The following is a 21,326-nucleotide window of genomic DNA, read 5'->3' as shown; positions in this document are numbered from 1 at the left end:
TGGGCAACCGCGGCTCGATCACACGCCACTCAAAGTCCGTCAGATCATATCGGCTCATGCCGAGCATGAATCAGAAAATCCCGATCCTGGGAATCATATTTATGGGTTCACGGCCTACTAGAGAAAGCGGTGTTTGACGGCGAATTGCGGTTTTATTTTCGTGTTCGGGGCTAACCTTGTGAAAGACTGCACGATAATATTGATTGATCACGAAATGCCTTTTAGACGAAAATCGACTTCGTGCAATTTTGAAACCCTATATATCCAATAAGGGCTCGCTTTATATTCTGTAAAGTCTTGGCGGATGCTTGCGGATTTATCGTAAAGGGGCTGCCCACAGGAACGAGGCATTAACTGCGCCACCCGAGCCGATCAAAATGCGAGCCGGCAAGTAGGATGGCCTATTTCTGGATGCGCGCCGAACCGCTGCGGCGCGCTATCCTAGCCCGAAACGCCGTGTAACGTCGCCGACCATTATCGACAATTTATCGACCTTGGCGACCCGCCGTCTCCGCACGCTGAGGAAATCGCGGCGAACATCAGTTCGAACCGCAATTCGCCTTCGCCGCGCGCCGACATGGCGGCGTCGACAACGGAGCAATTCTCCGCCGTCGGAGTACAACGCGGGATAGTACCCACACCTGCCGGTTGCTCCTTTCGTAGCGTAAGACGATTTCCCAAAGGACAGGTCAGAAGGCCTTGGCGATCCGGACGCCGAAGGTGCGCGGTGCTGCCAGCGCCGAATAGACGACCCCAGGAGTAAACGGTGCCTGGAAGCCGCCTTCGTGAACAGCGCTCTTCTCGATATTGCGGATATAGGCGGTCACGGACAGCTTTGGCTCCAGTTCAAGCGTCAGACTGGCATCGCTGCGAGTGAAGGGACCCTGACGGCTCGCGGCGATGTAATCGACGGACGTATAATAAGCGGACGAGATCCGGCTCCGCATTTCGACGATCAGGCGTGCGTCATTGCCGAGGTCAAACGTGTGTCCGTAGCTTACCGTCGCTGCGATCTTCGGCGCGCGGGCGAACGGCTTGCCGCTGCAATCGACGCGCGATGTGCCGGGCGACACGACGGCGACGGCACAACCCGTGCTCAGCCCCGGCACCGGCGCGACCGCCGTCAGAATATCATATTTAAAGTTTTTGTATTTCGATTGCAGGAACTCGACCTGTGCCGTGAACTGATCCGCTTTCGTCGGGCGCCATTGCAGGTCGAGATTGCCACCCCAGACATAGGCATCCCCGACATTGTGCGGGGCGACGACAAAGCCGCCGCTATTGGCCGGTGACAGATAGATTTCCTGGTGATCGCGATAATCCCAGTAGAACAGCTCGACATTGGCCTGCAGCTTGTTGCCGAAAAAGCGGTTCTTGCTGCCAAGGGTATAGGCGTAGAGTTTTTCCGGTTTGAACGTATTGGGTGCGCTGTCCGCCTGGAAGCCACCGGCCTTAAAGCCACTGGCGATCGATGCGTACATGAGCGATCGGCTTCCGGCATCGAATTCGATCCCCGCCTTGTAGGTCAGATTGCCCTTGGACAGATCGCCATTGGCGCTCGCCGCCGAGTAAATCTGGCCGAAGGGCGTCAGTGTCTTCCCGGTTACCGTGCCACGCTGGCTACGCGCCTCGTCGCTGTACCGAAGCCCACCGGTAAGCCGAAGAGACTTGGTGACGCTGTAGGTCGTTTCGCCAAACACCGCCTTGGCATGAACCTTCTGCTGGAACTGCGGCGTCGACCCGACCAGTCCTTGATCCGCAATGATCAATGACGAAATGTTGGAGCGGAAATCATATGCGCCGACGATCCATTTCAGCGGGCCGGATCCGACGGATGACAACCGTGCCTCGAGACTGTGTTGATCGCCGGAATCGTCTGTCGTGAAGCTGAAGCCCGGATAGCTGAGCGACGAGCTGTCAATCTTCTGATAGGAAGGGAGCACCGTCAAATTGGCGAAGCCGAGATTCCAGTTGACCTCAGCTCGGGCGTTATAGGCTTTGACGCGGATAAAACCATCGTCCTTAGCCAGCGGAATCGGCAGACCCGCGTTGCGCACGGCCTGTATGTAGCTGTTTGACGTGGCGGTCGACGGCCCTTCCCACGGATCGCTTCCGAGCGCGGGGACGGGAACGAACGGCGTGCCCTTGCCCCCGACATAACTATACTCGCCGGCCAGCAGGACGGACAGGCGATCGGTCGGGCGAAACAACGCCTGCAGGCGACCGGCTTCGCTCACATCGTTGCCATACCCGTCGGAGAAATAGCCGCCGCGCCGCGTGCGATATCCCGATGCGCGCACCGCCAGCGTATCGGAAAGCGCGATGTTGATCGCACCATCGACCTTGAACAGGCCGTAATTGCCGACATCGACGCTCATCGTGCCGTTCGTGTCGAATGTCGGATGATTGGGGATGAGATTGATGGCACCGGCGGTCGCGTTGCGGCCATAGAGAGTGCCCTGCGGCCCCTTCAGCACCTCAATCCGCTGCAAGTCATAAAACGAGCCGGCAACCGCCGTAGGAAAACCGTAGAAAACGCCATCGACGCTGAAGGCGACCGCCGAATCCGCGTAGGACGACACGGCGAACGACCCGACGCCGCGCAGGAATACCTGTGTCGATGCGCCGTTCTTCGAGATCGTCAGCCCGGTCGCCAGCTTGTTGAGTTCTTCCGGTTGGCTGACGCCTTGGCGGGCCAGCAGGTCGCCACTGAGCGCCGTGATCGCGAGCGCACTTTTTTGTACGGTATCAGACCGGCGCGATGCGGTGACGATGATATCACCGATGCCCTGCGTCGCATCTGGCTCATTCGGAGCGGTTGACGGCTTTTCCGCTGGAGCTGGCGGGGTGGCGACCTGTGCCGACGCCGCCACTGGGGCCAGAACAATTCCCAGGCCCGTGGCGCTGGCGGATAACACGATGCGATAGAAAAACATGATATCTCTCTCCTCTCTGTTTGGATCGCATCCTGGTCATTCGCCCGTTCGCGACAGTCTGATTATTCAGTCATTTTAGTCAGTATTGACCAGTTGGTCAGTGAATTGCAGCGTGACGTAGGTGTGTTCGGTTTATGGTGTTTCTCTTGCCTGATGGGTGCCGGGCGTTGACGGCCGAGCAATGCCAGTCTGGCCCGTTATCGTGCTCCTGTTTCGATCAGCGTCGCGGCGGCTTCTCCCAAGGATCGCGCTTCGTCGAGCGCGAGCCCAAGACCGCGCAGCACCGTCGCTGCCACCCGTGCAGCAGCTTCAGGCGCGGTCGTGGGGGTGCCGGATTCGACACGGTGGCGCAGCGTTACGGTGATCATGCCGAGGACCAGAAGCGCGCCGGTTTCGAGATCGATGTCCTGGAAGCGCCTCTTTGACAGCCCGTCCACAAGATCGAACCGAAGTCCACGGTTGAGGGGCGAGGACGCATCCGTCTTGCGTTCCGACAGGTTGATGACCGATTGGATGCGCTCGGGATGGTTGAGCGCATAGCGGATCATGACGCCGATCGCTCGGGCGACGCGAAGCGCGGGATCGTCGATGCCATAGTTCGCCGACTGAATGTGGAACTCGCAATCGCCGCCGACCATCTCGACGATCGCTTGGGCGAGCGCATCCTTGTCGCTGAAGTGGTTGTAGAAACTGCCCTTCGCTACATCCGCGATATCGACGATCTGATCGATCGAAACGCTGTCGATTGGACGGACGGCGAACAATTGCTGCCCGGCGGCCATCAACGAGTCGCGCGTTACCTGCCTTCGCCGTGCCATGCGGCCGGGGGGCGCCGTGTCGACCGCGGGCATCATCCTCTCCTTATGTCTTTTCGTCATTGATCGACCGCGTTGGCGAAGGCCCCGTCGACGATGGCTTCGAGCGTGCGGTAAGGCGGGTTGAACGCATCAATCGCTCCACCTTCACCACGCACGAAGACGCCGCGCGGATTGGAGAATTCGCGGAAGCCTTCAATCCCATGATGGCGGCCCATGCCGCTGTTGCCGATGCCCCCGAACGGCAAGGGCGCAATCGCGCCGTGAAGCAGCGCGAGATTGACGCAAGCGCCGCCGCTCGTAGTGCGGGCAAGCACCATGTCGCTGAACACCGGGTCCTGCGCATAGACATACAGCGCAAGGGGGCGTTCGCCCGCGTTTACCTTGTCGATCACGCTTTCTACCGTGTCGTAAGGAACGATTGGCAAGATCGGACCGAAAATCTCTTCTGTCATCACCCCGAGGTCGGGGTCGGGATCGACGATAAGTGTAAGCGGAAACTGACGTCGGCCACGATCGCCGATCGCCCCGACTTCTGGCTGGACGACGACGCTCCCCGCCGCGCGCGCTTTCTCGACCAGTTCCGTTAGCCGGTCGAAATGGCGTGGCGTAATGATACCCGTCGCATCATTGCCGGCGGTGTGCTGCGACAGCCCGGCTTCGACATGCCGGTGAACCAGCCTCACGAAATCTTCGACCCGGTCGCGCGGCACGAAAACGTGGTCGGGCGCAACGCAGACCTGACCGCTCTTCAGCAACTTCATCCCGACGACGTTGCCGACCGTCCTGGCATCGACCGCGTCGTGCGACAGAATCGCCGGGCATTTGCCGCCCAGTTCCAGCGTGACCGGCGTGAGATTTGTCGCCGCAGCAGCCATCACCTTGCGTCCCACGGCCGGGCTGCCTGTGAACATGAGATGATCCCATGCGAGCGCGGAGAATACCTCCGCCAGTTCCATACCGCCCGTCACCACGGCGACCCGCGTCTCCTCGAACGCCTCGGTAACGATCTCCGCGATCGCTTCCGCACTCGCCGGGCCAAGATCGGACGGCTTCAGGATCACGCGATTGCCTGCTGCCAGCATCTCGATGAGTGGCCCGAAAGCGATATCGAACGGGAAGTTCCACGGTACCATGTTCCCGATCACACCCTTTGGCTGATAGCGAACCGCCGCCCGGGCAGAGCCCCACATTTGCGGATCGATGGGCCGCACGTCGTCCGCCATCCAGCGTGGCAATTCAGCGAGGATATACTCCGCGCGGCCTGCGACGCCGAGGATTTCGATCAGATCGGCAATCGCTTCGGGATGCCAGACGAAATCGGCGTGTAGCGCGTCCTTTATCCGTCGGCGGTTGCGCATCACGGCCGCGACCAGCGCGCGGATGTGGTCACCACGCTCCGCAAGCGTCGGCGCCGCTTCGGACCGAAAGGCGGCCTTTTGCGCGTCGAAGAGGCGGGTTAGCGTATCGATGGAATGATCGGTTCGCGCAAAAACCGGTGACGTCGCCATAGACTTTCATCCTCTCACCCGGTGCTGTGCGGGTCATTTGTGGGACATATTGTCTCACAAATTTTGAGGAGTCAATTGGTCCTCGCCCGAAGGTCAGCGATCCTCGATTAGCCACCCTGTCAGAAGCGCATCGACGACCCTCGCGACCCCCTCTTCGGTCAGATTTTGACCAAGCAGCCGCCGCTCGAACAACAAGGTGCCGACCAACGCTTTTGCAAGAACGTCGGCTGGTGTCTCAGGCCGCAATTCACCGTTGCGCGCCGCCTGCGCGATCTCATCGCGCAGCATCGCGTTCGCTCGACCCAGGGAGCGATCTCGCATCAGACGAAGGCGGGGTTCATGATCAGCGCGTTCGATGATCGCGGCCAGTGCGGCGCTGGCGATCGAGGAGTTGAACCAGGCGATCCGTCGGCCAAGTTCGCGCAGCAAGCGTTCACGAATCGGCCCGTCGCCAAAATCGATCGCCGGAATGACGATTTCCATCGCCTCCAGCAGGAGTTCCCAAGGCTCCGGCCAATGGCGATACACGGTTGCCCGTCCAACGCCCGCTTCCGCCGCCACGAGTGTATGATTGATCTCATGCGCGCCGGCTGACTCCAAGAGGCGCACAGCCGCCGCCAGAATGGCGTCACGGCTGCGCACAGCCCGGGGATCTGTGCCGGACACCCGTTTCGCCTCGCGATCCGCAGCCATCTTTTTGCCCTCTTGAAGTGAGACAGACCGTCTCATACATTGATATCATCCTGACCCCGGAGTTGGAAACCGGGCAGGATCGCCCCCCATTCTTCGAATAGGAGAGACCTCATGCTAGATACTGCAACCCGCCCGATCGCAAGCGAAGACCCTACTGCGCCGCCGCTCGCCACAGACACTGCGCGCAACAAGGCGATCGGCTATAAGGCCCAGCGCGAACTGCTGGTTGAAAAAGACATGAGTGCGCTGGATCGCTACTGGGGCGATTATTACCTCCAGCACAATGCCGCGCTCCGCAACGGTGTGCCCGAGTTGAAGATATTCAAGGCTGCAAACGTCCCGCTCGCGACCACGGAAATCGTCCGGTGCTATGCGGATCGCGATATCGTGTTCTTCCAGCTAAAGGTCTCGGGCTTGATGCCGTTCGACCTAGCTTTTTTCGATGTGTACCGGCTCGAAGCTGGAAAAATCGTCGAACATTGGGACGGTTTCCAGGAAAGCCACGGTCCGAACCCCGCCGGCCGCACCGTCTTTGACGGGCCGAAGGAGATCATGCACCCGGAACAGACCGAGGCAACGCGTGCGGTGGTGACCGCATTGGTCAGCCGCGTGTTCGTGATGGACCAGTTTGACGCACTGGACCTCTATGTCGCACCCGACGCCGCGCAATATGCCCCGGGTTCGCACGACGGTATCGCTGGCCTGCGCCAGAGATTCCTGCAAGCACAGTGGTTTACCGGTGCAATCAACTATACTGCTTTGAGGCGTGTCGTCGCCGAGGGTGAATTCGCGGTGACCTTTGCGCAGGGTGAAGTTGGCGGCGTGCCCCATGCCTTGTGGGATATGTGGCGCGTGATCGACGGCAAAATTGTCGACCACTGGAACCTTACCGCACCAGCCCCCAAAAGCGCATTCCACGACAATCCTGCCCTTTAATAAGGCCAAGTGTAAATCGTTGGACAGCATCCGCCGGGCGACAACGCCCGGCGGATTGTCTTAAATCCCGTCGGGCGGCTCGTAACGCCCGACCGTGAACCAAAGGTCTACGTGATGTCGATGCCCTGCCGGCGCTCAGCCGGGGCTGAGGCGTTTGCATCATGTGTGCTTGATGCCGCCGCCGCTCCCGGTGATCGGGTATTCTTGCGTATCAGGACGACTTCGCGCGCGAATGGCGACAGGCGTATGTTATGCCGCAACTTTGGCGCCGAGCAGCTCATCCCACCGATCGAGCAACTCCGCCGCATCTCCCGTTCCGAAAATGTGCCGGTCGGGACGGACGAGCACCGCATCGCAATTCCATTGCTCCAGCCAGGCGCCGACGTCGCCGGCGAAAGGTGCCAGTTCTGGGCCGTCCACGTCCAGCAGCCGGATCGATCCGTGATGACGGGGAAGATAGCGCCCGATCAGCGCGCCGTCATGGCCAAGCAGCGTGTCGAGCCACTGCTCATCGATGATCGGCTGGGGCAGCAATCCCCCGGCGCCCGGCGTTTTGGTGAACAAGCCGCCGTGCAAGTCGGGATAGGCGATCGAGACATCCTGTTCCCCAGCGGCCTTGCGCGCCAGCATTCCGGCGTTGCGCCCCGCCGCCTGCTCTTCATCGAGCAGGCACACCACGCGACCCATCGCGATCGCGGTCTCCAGAATCGCCTGCGCATGCGGCGCGCGCTCTTCCTGATAGCTGTCGAGGATGGCGTCCGGCGCTCCGCGCACGACGGCGGCGATCTTCCATGCCAGATTCACCGCGTCGCGAATGCCCGAACACATGCCCTGCCCGGCAAAGGGCGGCATCTGATGCGCCGCGTCGCCTGCGATCAGCACCCGACCGCGCCGCCATTCCTGCGCGATCAACCCGTGGAAATGATAGACCGCCTTGCGTTCGACACGGATGTGATCGGCGCAGCCCCATGGGGCGAGCAAATCGTAGATGAACGCATCTTCCAGCACGGCAGCCGTATCTTCGCCCGGCTTGATCATGAATTCCCAGCGATAGCGCCCGTCGTTCATCGCCAGATGCGTGGTCGGACGTTTGGGATCGCAGATTTGCTGCGCGACGACGGGCAAAGCGTGTTCGTCGTCAAGCAACACATCAAGCACCAGCCAGGGCTCGTCGAAATCGAAATCGGTCAAGGCGATGCCCAATGCCTGTCGCACCGGGCTGCCCGCACCGTCGCATCCGACGGCGTAGCGCGCGCGGATCTTTTCGACGCGGCTATCCTGTTCGACCGTGACGACGACGCCGTCCTCGGACTGCTCCAGCGCGGTGAACGCAACGCCGTTGCGCACGTCTACGCCCATCTCAACCATCCGCTTCCGTATCGTCGCTTCAAACGAAGGTTGGTGGAAGGCATAGGATTCGGCCCACCCGAACGGCCCGCGCGTGGCGATCTTGAAATCGAGCAGGATTTCACGCTCTGCGGTCAGGAACTGGTAATTGCTCGGGGTACGCATGCCTTGCGACACACGGTCGGCCACGCCGATCATCTGCATGATGCGCATGATCTCATGATCGACGATCGCCGCGCGGGGCAGGGGATGCGGCTCTGGCGAACGATCGATCGCGATCACCGACAGGCCGTGAAGCCGACCCAGCGCCGCCAGCGTATCGCCCACCGGCCCCATTCCGATGACGAGCAGATCGCAGTCGAACCCGCTCATGCCGGTGCTCCCGGCAAGGGCGGCATGGGCATGCCCCATTGCACCCCCATCAGCGCTTCGATCGAGGCGATCCCGCCACCGTCGCGGGTGGCGAACTGGTCGCCATCGGTCCAATGCTCGATCTCATTGCCATAAGGGTCGCGCCAGTAATCAAACACCTGGCTGCCGAGATGGTGACGCCCGACACCCCATTGGTGGTCATAGCCTCCCGCGAGCAAATGGTCGTGCCCGGCCATCAGATCGTCTAGATCGGCAACCTCATAGGCCGCGTGCATGAAGCCCGGCGGCCCGCCGCGTTCGAGCAGGAACAGCGTGTGGTGGTCGCACGGCTCGTCGCCGCGATCGGCGCGCATGAATGCTCCGATGGCAACGCCCGGCGCAGGCTGTATCTCGTCCGAGGTGATGAAGCCGAAGCGTTCCTTATACCAAGCCTCGGACGCCCGGAAGCTGGACACGCCGAGCACGACATGGCCGAGGCGGCGGACGTGCGAATGCCCTTTGGCGACGGTGCGGGCTGCGCTCTGGCGGGGATAGGTGCCGCCCTGATTCCAGGATTGATGCTGCGGCCGGGCGAGTGCCTCGGCGGCCGCCTGTCCGGCGACCGCTTCGACGACGAAGCCATCTGGATCGACCAGCCGCACTACCGACCCGCCGCCGGGGCCTTCCAGCGGCTCGACGGTGGCATTGTCATGCGCGGCGAGGCGGTGGAGGTCGGCGTCATCGCGCAACCAGATGCCGAACCCCAAAAAAGCAGGCGCTTCAGCAAGTTCGGTAACGTGCGCGAAGGGCGTCCCTTCATAGCCGCGCATGAACAACCGGCGATCGTCGGATGCGGCCTCGATCAGGCCGAAGTCGGTCAGGAAACGGTGCATCGGTGCGAGATCGGGCACGCCGAAGCGGACATAGGCGACGTCATAGGCAGTCACGATGCTCACGAGAGATCTCCCAACAGGTCTTGTACGGTTTGGCGCGCGAGCGTAGCGGCATCGGCGCTGTCCATGCCGAGCGCGCGCAGCAGCGCTGCACCCACGGCTTCGGTGATTTCGGCAGGCGGGCGGGCGATGTCGGGCGCCATCGCCTGGGCAATCCCGGCGCGGCTCAGACCGAGGAACACGACCACGCCCATGTCGACGTCGATGTCGCGGAACTGCCCGCGTTCCAGGCCCTGCGTGATGTCCGCGACAAGGCCCGCGTTGAGCGGGTCTGCCGGCGTCGATCGCCGCGCGGCGAGGCTCAGCGTCGCTTGCAGGCGTTCGGGGTGATTACGGGCATAGCGCATGACCGTGCACAAGGCGCGCATGGCGCGGGTCGCCGGGTCGGTAATGCCCTGATTGGCCGAAAATATGTGAAATTCGACGTCGCCCTGGACCAGCTGAAACACCGCCTCGGCAAAGGCTTCCTTGTCCTCGAAGTGATTGTAGAAACTACCCTTCGCAACCTCCGCAGCATCGACGATCTGATCGACCGTCACGCTATCGACCGAGCGGGTCGCAAACAGGTGTTCGCCCGCTGTCAGCAACATCCCACGGGTCCGCTGCCGCTGCCGGTTGCCGCGCGGCGGTGGTACGAATTTCGTGTCGATCATCCTCTCGAACTCCTCCTTTTCTTTGTACTAGACAGTCATCTTTGTACGATCTAGTCAAGAAAAAAAAGGAGAGGCCGTTTGGCAAAGTCTGTTATCATCAGCTGCGCGATCACCGGATCGCTGCACACCCCGAGCATGTCGCCGCACCTGCCGATCACGCCCAACCAGATCGCAGCCGAATCGATTGCGGCGGCTGAGGCGGGTGCCGCGATTCTGCATCTGCACGCGCGTGATCCGCAGGATGGGCGGCCGACTGCGGACCCGGCCGTGTTCCTGCAATTCCTGCCGCGCATCAAGCAAGCGACCGACGCGGTCGTGAACATCACGACAGGCGGCGCACCGGGGATGACGATGGACCAGCGGCTCGCCGCGCCCGAACTGGTCAGCCCGGAAATGACGTCGCTCAACATGGGGACGATCAACATCGGCCTGTTTCAGGCCGGATCGCGCATGCAGGATTTCACGTACGATTGGGAAAAGCCGTTCCTGAACGCGACCAAGCACGGCGTGTTCCGCAACACGTTCGGCGACATTCAGGAAATCATCGAGCGGCTGGGCAAGGGGCATGGCTGCCGGTTCGAATTCGAATGTTATGATGTCGGGCATCTCTACAATCTGGCCTGGGTGCTCGACCAGAAGCTCTACGAGCCGCCGCTGTTCATCCAATTCTGCCTTGGCATTCTCGGCGGGATCGGCGCGGAACTCGACCAGCTGCTGCATATGGTGCGTACGGCGGAGCGCCTGTTCGGCAAGGATTTCGAATTTTCCGTGCTGGCCGCCGGCCGCCATCAAATGCCGATGGCGACGCACAATGCGCTGCTGGGCGGCAATGTCCGGGTCGGGCTGGAGGACAGCCTGTACCTCGACCGGGGGACGCTCGCGCATTCTAACGCCGATCAGGTGCGCAAGATTGTCCGCATCCTGGCCGAACTGGGCATGACCCCGGCGACGCCTGCCGAAGCGCGGGCCCGCCTTGCGCTCAAAGGGCCGGACCAGACCCGATTCTAATCAGCGACCACCGCTGCCGTATCTCCCTGAAAGGACTCATCATGAAACTCTGTCGCTTTACCGTCTCCGGCACCACACGCCTGGGCAAGGTCGTCGGTGATCGCGTCATCGACCTGTCGTCGATCGCGACATCGATGCGCCACTTGCTCGCCGATCTCGATACGCATCGCGTGGCGGTCGAGGCGGCGGATGGCGAAGGGTTCGCCCTGTCGGACGTCACGCTCGAAGCGCCGATCACCGATCCGCAGAAGTTTTTGGCGATCGGCATGAACTATCAGAAACATGCCGATGAAGCCGCGGCGGCAGGCGTGCCGGTGCCGACCAGCCAATTGTGGTTCAACAAGCAAGTCAGCTGCATCAACGGACCTTATGCACCGATCGATTTGCCCAAAGTATCCGACAAGCTCGATTACGAAGCCGAGCTTGCGTTCGTCATCGGCAAGCGTTGCCACGACGTTGCCGAGGAAGATGCACTATCGGTCGTCGCGGGCTATATAGTGTGCAACGACGTCACCGCGCGCGACTGGCAGTTCCGTTCGCCCACGTACACGCTGGGCAAGAGCTTCGACACGCATGGTCCGATCGGCCCGTGGATCACGACCAGCGACGAGGTTGCCGATCCCCACGCGCTGATGCTCAGCCTTTCCGTCAACGGCGAGGAGCGTCAGCGCAGTTCGACCAACGACATGATCTACGATATCCGCAAGCAGATCGCTTATCTCTCGACGGTGATGACGCTGGAACCCGGCGATATCATCGCCACCGGCACGCCTGAAGGTGTCGGCATCGCCTCGGGCAGCTTCCTCAAGGACGGTGATGTCGTCCGCGTCGAAGTCGATGGGCTGGGCTATATCGAGAACCGCGTGGTCGCCGAACTGTGATACGGATCGGGGCCGGGCGATACTTTTAGCGATTGGACGTCAGACCATGACTGAAACCTTCACCGGCCTCGAACTGCGCTCTTTGGTGACAAGCGGCGGCACGTTGCGGCTCGAACTGGCTGAGGTCGTCGTCGATGCACCGGGCCCGGACGAGGTGGTCGTGCGGGTCCAGGCCGCGCCGCTCAATCCTTCCGACCTCGGGCTGTTGCTCGGCCCTGCCGATCTCTCGACTATGCAGGCGGGCGGCACGGCGGATCGCCCGACGCTGACCGCAACGATTCCGCCCAAGGCGTTGGCAAATCTGGGCGGGCGGCTCGACCAGTCCTTGCCGGTCGGCAACGAAGGCGCAGGTACGGTGTTGGCCGCCGGGGCGAAGGTCGCGGACATGCTTGGCAAGCAGGTCGGGATGCTGGGCGGCGCGATGTACAGCCAGTTCCGCAAGCTGCGTGCCGAGGATTGCATGGTCATTCCGGACGGGGCTAGCGTGTCCGATGGCGCATCGATGTTCGTCAACCCGCTGACTGCGCTCGCTTTTGTCGAGACGATGCGCAGCGAAGATCACAAAGCGATCATCCACACCGCAGCGGCCTCAAACCTTGGCCAGATGCTCAACAAGATCTGCCTGGCCGATGGCGTGCCGCTGGTGAACATCGTCCGCAGCGACGAGCAGGCGGCGATTCTGCGCGCGATCGGCGCGACGTACATCGTTGACAGCGCCGGGCCCAATTTCGAGGCGCAACTGGCCGATGCTGTCGCCGCGACGGGCGCGACGCTGGCGTTCGATGCGATCGGCGGGGGTCGTCTCGCCGGGCAGATACTGGCGGCGATGGAAAAGGCCGCCAACCGTAATGCCGCGAGCTACAGCCGCTACGGCTCCTCGACGCATAAGCAAATGTACCTTTATGGCGGGCTGGATGTCGGCCCGACGATCGTGGATCGCACCTTCGGCATGGCATGGGGCATGGGCGGCTGGCTGGTATTCGACGCCTTGCAGAAGATCGGTGGCGATGTGTTCAGCCGGTTGCGTGGGCGGGTTGCACGCGAACTCACCACCACCTTCGCCAGCAGTTACAGCGCGACGATCAGCCTGCGCGAGGCGCTGAACCCGGAGATCGTGACCGCCTATCAGCGCAAGACGACGGGTGAGAAGTATCTGATCGATCCCAGCGCCTGAGGGGCTCTTATGCGACCTTTTCTCCGGCAGCGAATTCTTGCGCTGCCGGGCTGGCATAGAGCCGTTCGACGATCGCGTGCCGCCGGCGCAACACCGCGCGCTGGTTCAAATACCCTTTGTCCGTAATCTCACCATCCGCCGCGCTTGGCGGCTCGGCCGGGATCGCAAATCGCGATACGCGGCTCGAGGAGCCAAGCTGACTATCGTTATAGCTTTGCAACCGCTCCGCGACGGCGGCTTCGAGCTGCGAGGGCGTCAGATCGCCCAGCATGGCGATGCACGCGGCCTGATTGCAGAACAGCAGGACAGCCGCCTCGTCCCGTCCTTCACCGGCAATCACTGCATCCGAAACCAGCGGATCGAGCGCGGTGATCAGCGCGAGCCGCAAGGCACCAACGTTGACCCAGGTGCCGGTCGACAATTTGAAGTTTTCGGACACGCGATCGTCGAACACGATGCCTTGTTCAGGTGCATTCGGTTGCGCAAGCTTCCCGGCATCGCCCATCAGGTAAAAGCCTTCGTCGTCGAATACGGCGTCCGTCGCTTCGCTGTCGCGCCAATAGCCGGGCATCACATTGGGGCCGCGCACCCGCAGCTCGAAACTGTCGGCCCAGGGCACAAGCTTGACCGTCGTTCCGGGCAGCGGCGCGCCCAGGTTCGCCGCATGGGGTGTGTCATGATACAGCACGGTCGTGAAGGGCGCCGTCTCGGTCGATCCCCACCCACCCACGATCGGCGGCGGCTTTCCGTCACCCTGTGCGCCAGCGTTTTGAGGCGCGTCCGCAAGCGTTCCGGCAGCGCCGCCCCGGCGTTGAACACGATATCCAGCGCGCCGAAAAAATCGGCGGCGAAATCATGGTCCGCCTCCAGGAACGGCAACAGCGCTTCATAGCCAGCGGGCACGTTGAAATAGACCGTGGGCCGATGCCGCCGCAGCGTTGCAACCGTGCGTTCGATATGGCCGGGGAGCGGGCGGCGATCATCGATATGCAGCGTGCCACCGAAATATAGCGCGACATTGAAGCAGCAATTGCCGCCAAACGTATGGCTCCAAGGTAGCCAGTCGACCAGCACCGGCGGTCGATTGCCCAGGAAAGGCCACACCGCAGCGAGGCCCGCCATGTTGGAGACCATCATCGCTTGCGTATTCATCACCGCTTTGGGTGCACCGGTGGAGCCCGACGTGAACAGCAGCTTGGCCACCGTATCGCCGGTGACGGCCCCTGCGGCCTGCGCCACCGCATCCGGCTCCGCCGACGGCAGTTCATCGATCCAGGCCAGGTCACGCAGTGGCCGCACCGGGATATCGCCGCGTCCGAATGCGGCGAACACATCGCTTGCACCCGCCGTATCGTCGGCCAGCACGAAGCCCGAATCGAGACGTTCGATCATCCGCTGGAGCTTGGTCCACGGGCGCGTCACCGCGCTGCAATGGGTCGGGGAAATGATCGCGACCGGCAGCCCGACGCGGGTGGCGGCGAGCATCACCAGCGCATGGGCGATGCCGTTGGCCCCGATCAGCGTGAGCGGACGGTCGGTGGAGACGGGGAGCGCGAGCAAGTGAGCACCTAGCCGATCTACGGTCTGCGCGGCCTCGCCATAAGTAACAGATCGCCGCGTATCGCCGTGGGCTTCGCTGAGGAAGACCGCGGCGGGACGCTCGATCGCCCAGCGCGCCAGCCGGTCGAGTAGCGTGCCTTCGAACGCGGGCAGCGTAATCGCATTGTCGAGCAGAATTACCCCGTTGGAGCGACGTTCGGGAACGACCGCGACGCGGGCAAAACGGGTATAGCTGTCCTTCAAGTCTCGTCTCCCTTCGTCGACCGTTCCGTCAGGCGGTTGGGCAGACGGACATCGTCAGCAAAGATGGCTGCAGTCCGCCGTGATGGATGTGGTTGCGCGACGGGTATGGCAACGGATCCCAGCAGAACATGTCGAAACCATCGTTGCTCTCGGACAATAGCCGATTGGGCTGCGACGCAATTTCCAGTTCGATCCGGTGACCTGTCGCGAACAGGTTGGCGATCGGGGTCAGGCTGAATTCCAGCTGCGTCGGCTCGCCGGGCGTCAGTTGGCGGGCGGCCTTGCTGCTATGATCGTGCACGATCTCGGTCGGGTTCGAGCGCGCCGGATCGATCGTGCGGTGCGATGCCATCAGCCATCCCCAGGCCAGCTTGGTGCGCGCGCCATCGGGCGCGATATCGCTCAGCCGCGCGACGACATAGGTGTCGATCGCCGAAGCCGACAGGGTCAGGCTGAGCTTGACCGGCCCGACGATCTTGAGCGGTTCGGCGCAGGGCGCGCTTTGATAGCGCAGCACCGGCGCCTCGTGTTCGGCGAGGCCGGGCGGGGCATAGGCTTCCGAGGAATAGGCGAGGTAGCTGGCCGCGCTTGGGGTGTCCGGCGCGTCGCTTGACAGCTCACCTCCGCGCTGCAGGTACAAATTGGTCGGTACCGCCTCAGGAAGCGGCCAATCGGTGCTGCCTTCCCACCGTTCGCCCCCACGCAGCCAATATCGTACGCGCGGCAGGGCGGCATAGCCATTGTCGACGCCCTTAAGCTGCCAATCATACCACGCGACCAGCTCCTGCTGATAATTGGCCCAGGGAAAGCGATATTCGGGCGGGCCGATGAACAGGAATTTGTCGGTGTTCAGCTTGTCCCACAGCTCGAACGCACCGAAAAAATGAAACCCCTGCGCGCCGAAATCGGTCGCGATGCAGACCGGCACGTCGATCTGGTCGATGACCGAACAGACCGATTTGCTGCGCCAATAGTCGCCATCGTCAAAGGCATGATCGAACACGCGGCTGACATAGCCATCGAGTGATTCCTTACCCGGCGGGTTTTTCTTCATGAAACCGCGGAGAGTCTTTTCGGTCTTGCGACCGTCGCTCGTTTCCATCGAAAAACGGTGGAAGTTGAGGAGGTAACTCAGCGCATGTCGCACGCCTGAGGGGATTTTCGGAGGCGTTGCGCGCTCGAACGCCGTGAACAGCTCGATCGCCCCGGTGTACGGCGCGCCGCCCTTGTAAAAGCCTTGGCGATAGACGTCGGTCATGCCCTTGTACGGGAAGATCGCCTTCAGGTGCGGCGGCTTTGTCGACGCCGTCAGCAATTGCGCCATTGCGAATTGCGACATGCCGGTCATCCCAACCTTGCCATCGCACCACGGCTGCGCGGCGATCCATTCGATCACATCATGCGCATCCTGCCGTTCCTGCACGCTGAACATCTCGTCCGGCGGGGTGCCCTGCGATCGACCGGTGCCGCGCGGCTGGACCCGGATGACCGTGTAGCCGCTCTTGATGGTAAAGGGGCAAACGCCGCTTTCGTCGATGAACGGGCCACCGCCCAGACGCTCGGTGTCCTTGATATATCCTGCCCAGGACATCAGCGCCGGAACCGGACCAAGCCCGGCCGGCCGGAACAGATCTGCGACCAGGACCGTGCCGTCAGCGAGGGTGATTTCGACGTCCTCGTCGAACAGGATCCCGGATGCGACGGGGCATGGCGCCGGATCGGGCGACCAGCCGGTCAGCTGCGTACCGCGCAAGCTCAGTTTGGGCGGAATTCGCATCGGTTTGGTGGAAAGCGTCCGCAGCGCCACGGTCGACTCCTTTTCAGAAAAACATACGACACCGTATTTGATGCGTCAAAATTATTTCATCGCACCGCACATTGTAAGGGTCAGCGAAGCGCCAGACCAATCGATAGCTGGAAGTTTTACGGCTAGACGTCCGGCGTTCATTAGCATACGGTAACGTATGTTCTTTGTGGGATTGGAGTCGGTCATGCGAGCGGCGGATTATGTCGATGCCGATTTCGGTACGATCGACCGGCGGATTTTCTGGGATGCGGAGATCTATGAGCGCGAATTGAGCCATGTGTTCGCGCGGTCCTGGCTGTTCGTGGCGCATGAAAGCCAGATCGAGGCCCCCGGTAGCTTCGTCACCACCTATATGGGCGAGGATTCGGTGATCGTCGCGCGCGGTGATGCGGGCAAGATCAACGTGTTCCTCAATTCCTGCCCGCATCGCGGCAACCGCGTCTGCTTTGCCGATAGCGGGACGGGCCGCGCGTTCGTCTGTAATTATCACGGGTGGGCATTCGGCCTCGACGGCGCGCTCAAAAAGATGCCGAAGATGGGGCTCTACAAATCGACGCCCGGTTTTCGCATGGAGGATTGGGGCCTGAAGTCGGCGCGGGTCGCGAGCTACAAGGGCCTGGTCTTCGCCACGTTCGATCCCGATGTGCCGTCGCTCGACCAATGGCTGGGCGATTTCCGCTGGTATCTGGACGCGGTGCTCGATGCCGAAGACGGCGGCACGGAATTCCTGCCCGGCGGGGCGACCCGATCGGTGATGAACTGCAACTGGAAATTCCCGGCCGATAATTTCGTCGGCGATATCTATCACGCGTTGTGGACGCATCTCGGCGGCGCGGAGCCGACGCTGGGGCAGCACGGCGGCGTGAAGGTGTCGAACGAGGGCAGCTATCAGGTTTCGGTCAACGGCCATGGCTGGGAGTTCAACGACAGCTTTCTCGGCAATGCCGCGACGATGGGCGACCGCGAATTGCTGCGCTACATGCGCTCCCGGCAGGAGGCGATTACCGCGCGGCTGGGCAAGTTCCGCGCCGATATGTGGGGATCGGTCGCATCGGCGACGATATTTCCGAATTTCTCTTTCCTGCCCGGTTACTTCACCTTCCGCACCTTCCAGCCGAAGGGTCCGCTGAAGACCGAGATCCACGCCTGGACCCTGGTGCCGAGGACCATGCCCGACGACATCAAGGATCGGTTCCGTCGCGGATCGATGCGCACCTTCTCGCCCTCCGGCCTGCTGGAGATGGATGACGGCGAGAATTGGGAACATTCGACGATGGCCAATGCCGGGTTCGTGACCCGCAATCAGCGCCTGTGCTACGCGATGGCGCCGGCCAGCGAGACTGCGCGCGACGATCTGCCCGGCCATGTAGTCGAGGGGCAATTGTCGGATGCCAATCAGCGGCATTTCTATCGCCGCTGGGCGCAGATGATGGACGCCGAGACGACCGCCGCCATCTCGCTCGACACGCCGAGGATGGCCAGCGCGGAGGCGGCCGAATGAGCATCGTCGCGGAATCTCGCAAACCCGATTACGCCAGCTATCCGACGCTCGGCCGCGATCAGGCCCGCGCGGCGGCGCGGCAATTGCTCGCGATGGGCGGCGAGGGCCGCGCGGTCGATGATGCGCTGCACCTTGCGATCGAGCGCTTCTATCGCAAGGAAGCGCGCTTGCTCGACGAGGCGCGGCATGATGACTGGTATGCGCTGCTCGCCGACGATTTGTTTTATTGGATGCCGCTGCACGAAAATCGCTTCCGCCGTGACAAGCGGCCCTTGCTCGATCCGGATTCGATGGCGATGTTCGATGAACGCAAGGTCGATATCGCCATGCGGATCGGCCGGTTGGCCAGCAATCTCGTGTGGAGCGAGGATCCGCCCACCCGTCACGTCTACATCGTCTCCAACGTCGAGGCGTTCGCCACCGATGTGACTGGCGAATATGAAGTGCACAGCTGCTTCGTCCAATATCGCAATCGATCGGAACATGACGAGGCGATGCTGTGTGGGCGCCGTCGTGATCTGATCCGCGCGGTTGGGGAGGGGTTTCAGATTGCGCGGCGGTTGATCCTGTTGCCGCAATCGATCCTGCTGACCAAGAATCTGTCGGCGTTCTTCTGATGGGGCGGCTGGACGGCAGGCGTGCGATCGTTACCGGCGCGGGGTCGGGCATCGGGCGCGCCGTCGTGCGGCGCTACATCGCCGAGGGCGCGCAGGTGGTGGCCGTGGTGCGCAAGGGGGCCGACGTCGCCGGGCTTGAAGCGGACGGCGCGGTCGTCGTGGTCGGTGATGTCAGCCGCTATGACACGGCCGAACGCGCGGTGGCGGCGGCGGTCGATCGGTTCGGCGGTCTCGATGTGTACGTCGCCAATGCGGGCTTGTGGGATTTCTACAAGCGCGTCGAGAAGCAATCGCCCGACGAACTGGCGCAGGCATTTCAGGAGATTTTCGGCGTCAATTTGCTCGGCACGCTCTACGGCGCGCGTGCCAGCCTTGAAGCGCTGCGCAAGACCAGGGGCAGCGTGATCGCCACCGGCTCCAACGCCTGCTTCCTCGCGGGCGGCGGCGGGGCGCTCTACACCGCCTCCAAATTCGCCCTGCGCGGTCTGGTGATGCAATTGGCCAAGGAATGTGCGCCGGACGTCCGCGTCAATGGCGTTGCGCCCGGTGCGACCGATACCGCGCTTTCGGGACCGGCGGCATTGGGGCAGGCGACACGCGAGCTCAACGGCGATCCGACACGCACGGCGGCAATGGCCGACCATATGTTGCTCGGTCGCATTTCAGCGCCGGAAGATCATGCCTCGCTCTATGTGCTGCTCGCCGCGCGCGAGGAGAGCGCCTATATCACCGGTGCCATGCTGCTGTCCGACGGTGGACTTACCATTTCGGTCTGACCGCCGCCGTCATTCGGGTGCGGGGTGGCCGATCAGCAAATCCTCGCATTGCCGCATCAAGGCGTCGCGGTCCTTGGGCACCAGTGTCGCGGCGACGCGGATATAGGCATAGGCCATCACCGCGCGCGCTTCCGATTCCTCCGGGACAACGCCCGTCCCCTCCAGCAACCCGATGATATGCCGGATGCGCAACTCGTCGACCTCCTGCAGCGCGGCCTGCGCACGGGCATCGCGCCGCCCCCATAGCCGGATCGCCAGCTCGACATCGGCCGCAAAGGCCGAGCGGCGCCCGACGATTGGCAGGCGTAGCAGCCGCCTCAGCCGCGCTTCGGCGGTGTCGAGCCCGCGGTTCAGCCGTTCGATCAATTCGATCGTCGCGCGTTTGCGCCAGTCGGCCAGCATCATGGCGTACAGCGCGTCGCGATCCTTGAAATGCCAGTAGAAACTCCCCTTCGTAACGCCGAGCGTCTTGGCGAGCACCTCGACGCGAACGCCGTCGATCCCCTGCAGGGCGAGTACGGCAAGTGCGGCGGTGGTCCAGTTCGACGCATCAAGCCGCGCGCCTTCCGCTTCAGTCTTGGTCGGGGTCTTGGATGGCATGAAAAACTCCTCGCGCCGGATCGATCCTAACGCAAGCGCGATGCGTCTGCTACGTCAATAACATACGGTAGCGTATTGACATTGAGAGTCGGTGCGTCCACCGTTGCGGCACGATGTCGAGGGGATCATGACGATGACTGAGCTCGCCGAAAGCGGTCGCGGCATGTCCGTCCGCGCGCTGGATCTGGATACCAATTACCACGCGGCCGGGGCAGGTCGTGCGGTGGTATTGTTGCATGGGTCGGGGCCGGGCGTATCCGCCTGGACCAACTGGAAGCGCGTGATCCCGGAGTTGGCGCAGGACTTCCATGTCATCGCGCCCGATATGGCGGGGTTCGGCTATACCGAGCGTAATCCGGATCTGCATCTCGATATCAAATTGTGGGTGAAGCACCTGCTGGGCTTCCTCGATGCGCTGGGGCTGGAGCGGATTAGTCTGGTCGGCAACAGCTTTGGCGGATCGCTCGCGTTGGCGGCTGCGGCGCGCTTTCCCGATCGTTTCGAGCGGCTGGTGCTGATGGGTACGCCGTGCGACCAGTTCACGATGACGCCGGGCCTGCGCGCCGGGTGGGATTATGTGCCGAGCCGCGAGGCGATGCGCGCGACGATGGCGCATTTTCCCTGTGATCCCTCCTTCATCACCGCCGAGCTGGTCGAGGATCGCTATCAGGCGAGCCTGATCCCCGGCGCGCAGGAAGGGCTGCGCAAGCTGCTGGTCGAGCCGCGGCCCGAGGGTGACACGCCGCTGTCCGGCATGCCCGAGCATGTCGTCGCCAAGATCATCCAGCCGACGCTGGTACTGCACGGGCGCGAGGACAAGGTCATTTCGGTCGAGATGGGCCTGCGCTTGGCGCGCGCCATTCCGAATGCGGAACTGCATATGTTCGGGCAGTGCGGGCATTGGGTGCAGGCCGAACGCTTCGACGCGTTCGTGGCTCTGGCGCGTCGGCATCTGAAAGGCTGA

General features: G+C 62.4%; 19 protein-coding genes. 8 read left to right on the top strand and 11 right to left on the bottom strand.

The window, feature by feature from the left end:
• Positions 1 to 689: 689 nt before the first annotated feature.
• From U1872_RS21345 to U1872_RS21330, 4 genes are all read right to left on the bottom strand, one after another.
• Positions 690 to 2,936, bottom strand: a complete 2,247-nt coding sequence (locus U1872_RS21345; RefSeq protein ID WP_332794904.1) for a TonB-dependent receptor — start codon at positions 2,934 to 2,936, stop codon at positions 690 to 692.
• Positions 2,937 to 3,133: 197 nt separating this feature from the next.
• Complete coding sequence (locus U1872_RS21340) at positions 3,134 to 3,718, bottom strand: TetR/AcrR family transcriptional regulator (RefSeq protein ID WP_332794903.1); 585 nt, start codon at positions 3,716 to 3,718, stop codon at positions 3,134 to 3,136.
• Between the two features lie 92 nt (positions 3,719 to 3,810).
• Entirely contained in the window at positions 3,811 to 5,262 is a 1,452-nt protein-coding gene (locus tag U1872_RS21335; RefSeq protein ID WP_332794902.1) for an aldehyde dehydrogenase family protein, read from the bottom strand.
• 93 nt (positions 5,263 to 5,355) lie between these two features.
• Entirely contained in the window at positions 5,356 to 5,955 is a 600-nt protein-coding gene (locus U1872_RS21330; RefSeq protein WP_332794901.1) for a TetR/AcrR family transcriptional regulator, read from the bottom strand.
• 111 nt (positions 5,956 to 6,066) lie between these two features.
• On the opposite strand from U1872_RS21330, the gene U1872_RS21325 reads away from it, so the two are divergent.
• On the top strand, positions 6,067 to 6,891 hold the full coding sequence (locus U1872_RS21325) for a nuclear transport factor 2 family protein (RefSeq protein WP_332794900.1): 825 nt from the start codon (positions 6,067 to 6,069) through the stop codon (positions 6,889 to 6,891).
• Positions 6,892 to 7,140: 249 nt separating this feature from the next.
• Here U1872_RS21325 and U1872_RS21320 read toward each other — a convergent pair whose 3' ends face one another.
• Genes U1872_RS21320 through U1872_RS21310 form a run of 3 tightly spaced genes read right to left on the bottom strand, consistent with a single transcriptional unit; the run spans position 7,141 to position 10,195 of the window.
• Positions 7,141 to 8,610 carry a bifunctional 3-(3-hydroxy-phenyl)propionate/3-hydroxycinnamic acid hydroxylase gene (locus tag U1872_RS21320; RefSeq protein ID WP_332794899.1) on the bottom strand — a complete coding sequence of 490 codons (1,470 nt, stop codon included), beginning with the start codon at positions 8,608 to 8,610 and terminating at the stop codon, positions 7,141 to 7,143.
• Positions 8,607 to 9,545 carry a VOC family protein gene (locus tag U1872_RS21315; RefSeq protein ID WP_332794898.1) on the bottom strand — a complete coding sequence of 313 codons (939 nt, stop codon included), beginning with the start codon at positions 9,543 to 9,545 and terminating at the stop codon, positions 8,607 to 8,609. The genes U1872_RS21320 and U1872_RS21315 overlap by 4 nt, the downstream gene beginning before the upstream one ends.
• Positions 9,542 to 10,195, bottom strand: coding sequence for a TetR/AcrR family transcriptional regulator (locus U1872_RS21310; protein WP_332794897.1), 654 nt, complete (start codon positions 10,193 to 10,195; stop codon positions 9,542 to 9,544). The genes U1872_RS21315 and U1872_RS21310 overlap by 4 nt, the downstream gene beginning before the upstream one ends.
• Positions 10,196 to 10,273: 78 nt before the next feature.
• Here U1872_RS21310 and kce point away from each other — a divergent pair, with 78 nt between their 5' ends.
• The 3 genes from kce to U1872_RS21295 are packed head-to-tail and all read left to right on the top strand — an operon-like array spanning position 10,274 to position 13,258.
• Positions 10,274 to 11,203 carry a 3,5-dioxohexanoate:acetyl-CoA acetone transferase gene (kce, locus tag U1872_RS21305; protein ID WP_332794896.1) on the top strand — a complete coding sequence of 310 codons (930 nt, stop codon included), beginning with the start codon at positions 10,274 to 10,276 and terminating at the stop codon, positions 11,201 to 11,203.
• A gap of 41 nt (positions 11,204 to 11,244) precedes the next feature.
• Positions 11,245 to 12,084: a fumarylacetoacetate hydrolase family protein gene (locus tag U1872_RS21300; RefSeq protein WP_332794895.1), complete on the top strand. Its 840-nt coding sequence runs from the start codon at positions 11,245 to 11,247 to the stop codon at positions 12,082 to 12,084.
• On the top strand, positions 12,020 to 13,258 hold the full coding sequence (locus U1872_RS21295; protein ID WP_332794894.1) for a zinc-binding dehydrogenase: 1,239 nt from the start codon (positions 12,020 to 12,022) through the stop codon (positions 13,256 to 13,258). Before U1872_RS21300 ends, U1872_RS21295 begins: the two co-directional genes overlap by 65 nt.
• Before the next feature lie 7 nt (positions 13,259 to 13,265).
• Here U1872_RS21295 and U1872_RS21290 read toward each other — a convergent pair whose 3' ends face one another.
• Genes U1872_RS21290 through U1872_RS21280 form a run of 3 tightly spaced genes read right to left on the bottom strand, consistent with a single transcriptional unit; the run spans position 13,266 to position 16,868 of the window.
• Entirely contained in the window at positions 13,266 to 13,946 is a 681-nt protein-coding gene (locus U1872_RS21290) for a hypothetical protein (RefSeq protein ID WP_332794893.1), read from the bottom strand.
• Entirely contained in the window at positions 13,829 to 15,061 is a 1,233-nt protein-coding gene (locus U1872_RS21285; RefSeq protein ID WP_332794892.1) for an AMP-binding protein, read from the bottom strand. The genes U1872_RS21290 and U1872_RS21285 overlap by 118 nt, the downstream gene beginning before the upstream one ends.
• A 28-nt stretch (positions 15,062 to 15,089) precedes the next feature.
• Positions 15,090 to 16,868 (bottom strand): CocE/NonD family hydrolase, encoded by a 1,779-nt coding sequence (locus U1872_RS21280; protein ID WP_332794891.1) that lies wholly within the window; start codon positions 16,866 to 16,868, stop codon positions 15,090 to 15,092.
• Between the two features lie 184 nt (positions 16,869 to 17,052).
• Between U1872_RS21280 and U1872_RS21275 the strand changes: the two genes are divergently transcribed.
• The 3 genes from U1872_RS21275 to U1872_RS21265 are packed head-to-tail and all read left to right on the top strand — an operon-like array spanning position 17,053 to position 19,762.
• Positions 17,053 to 18,369: an aromatic ring-hydroxylating oxygenase subunit alpha gene (locus tag U1872_RS21275; RefSeq protein WP_332794890.1), complete on the top strand. Its 1,317-nt coding sequence runs from the start codon at positions 17,053 to 17,055 to the stop codon at positions 18,367 to 18,369.
• Complete coding sequence (locus U1872_RS21270; protein WP_332794889.1) at positions 18,366 to 18,986, top strand: 3-phenylpropionate/cinnamic acid dioxygenase subunit beta; 621 nt, start codon at positions 18,366 to 18,368, stop codon at positions 18,984 to 18,986. The genes U1872_RS21275 and U1872_RS21270 overlap by 4 nt, the downstream gene beginning before the upstream one ends.
• On the top strand, positions 18,986 to 19,762 hold the full coding sequence (locus U1872_RS21265) for an SDR family NAD(P)-dependent oxidoreductase (protein ID WP_332794888.1): 777 nt from the start codon (positions 18,986 to 18,988) through the stop codon (positions 19,760 to 19,762). The genes U1872_RS21270 and U1872_RS21265 overlap by 1 nt, the downstream gene beginning before the upstream one ends.
• A 9-nt stretch (positions 19,763 to 19,771) precedes the next feature.
• On the opposite strand, the gene U1872_RS21260 is transcribed toward U1872_RS21265, so the two are convergent.
• Positions 19,772 to 20,362, bottom strand: a complete 591-nt coding sequence (locus tag U1872_RS21260; RefSeq protein ID WP_332794887.1) for a TetR/AcrR family transcriptional regulator — start codon at positions 20,360 to 20,362, stop codon at positions 19,772 to 19,774.
• Positions 20,363 to 20,489: 127 nt separating this feature from the next.
• On the opposite strand from U1872_RS21260, the gene U1872_RS21255 reads away from it, so the two are divergent.
• A complete protein-coding gene (locus tag U1872_RS21255; RefSeq protein ID WP_332794886.1) occupies positions 20,490 to 21,326 on the top strand; it encodes an alpha/beta fold hydrolase in 837 nt (278 codons plus the stop codon).

It is taken from the genome of Parasphingomonas frigoris, from assembly GCF_036663815.1.
In the GTDB taxonomy this organism is placed as follows: domain Bacteria; phylum Pseudomonadota; class Alphaproteobacteria; order Sphingomonadales; family Sphingomonadaceae; genus Sphingomonas.
This window is presented reverse-complemented; position numbering and strand designations above follow the sequence as displayed.

Coding starts and splice junctions, on each gene's coding strand:
- U1872_RS21345 (WP_332794904.1), bottom strand. CDS start 2,936: ATGTTTTTCTATCGCATCGTGTTATCCGCCAGCGCCACGGGCCTGGGA.
- U1872_RS21340 (WP_332794903.1), bottom strand. CDS start 3,718: ATGGCCGCCGGGCAGCAATTGTTCGCCGTCCGTCCAATCGACAGCGTT.
- U1872_RS21335 (WP_332794902.1), bottom strand. CDS start 5,262: ATGGCGACGTCACCGGTTTTTGCGCGAACCGATCATTCCATCGATACG.
- U1872_RS21330 (WP_332794901.1), bottom strand. CDS start 5,955: ATGGCTGCGGATCGCGAGGCGAAACGGGTGTCCGGCACAGATCCCCGG.
- U1872_RS21325 (WP_332794900.1), top strand. CDS start 6,067: ATGCTAGATACTGCAACCCGCCCGATCGCAAGCGAAGACCCTACTGCG.
- U1872_RS21320 (WP_332794899.1), bottom strand. CDS start 8,610: ATGAGCGGGTTCGACTGCGATCTGCTCGTCATCGGAATGGGGCCGGTG.
- U1872_RS21310 (WP_332794897.1), bottom strand. CDS start 10,195: ATGATCGACACGAAATTCGTACCACCGCCGCGCGGCAACCGGCAGCGG.
- U1872_RS21300 (WP_332794895.1), top strand. CDS start 11,245: ATGAAACTCTGTCGCTTTACCGTCTCCGGCACCACACGCCTGGGCAAG.
- U1872_RS21295 (WP_332794894.1), top strand. CDS start 12,020: ATGTCGTCCGCGTCGAAGTCGATGGGCTGGGCTATATCGAGAACCGCG.
- U1872_RS21275 (WP_332794890.1), top strand. CDS start 17,053: ATGCGAGCGGCGGATTATGTCGATGCCGATTTCGGTACGATCGACCGG.
- U1872_RS21270 (WP_332794889.1), top strand. CDS start 18,366: ATGAGCATCGTCGCGGAATCTCGCAAACCCGATTACGCCAGCTATCCG.
- U1872_RS21265 (WP_332794888.1), top strand. CDS start 18,986: ATGGGGCGGCTGGACGGCAGGCGTGCGATCGTTACCGGCGCGGGGTCG.
- U1872_RS21260 (WP_332794887.1), bottom strand. CDS start 20,362: ATGCCATCCAAGACCCCGACCAAGACTGAAGCGGAAGGCGCGCGGCTT.
- U1872_RS21255 (WP_332794886.1), top strand. CDS start 20,490: ATGACGATGACTGAGCTCGCCGAAAGCGGTCGCGGCATGTCCGTCCGC.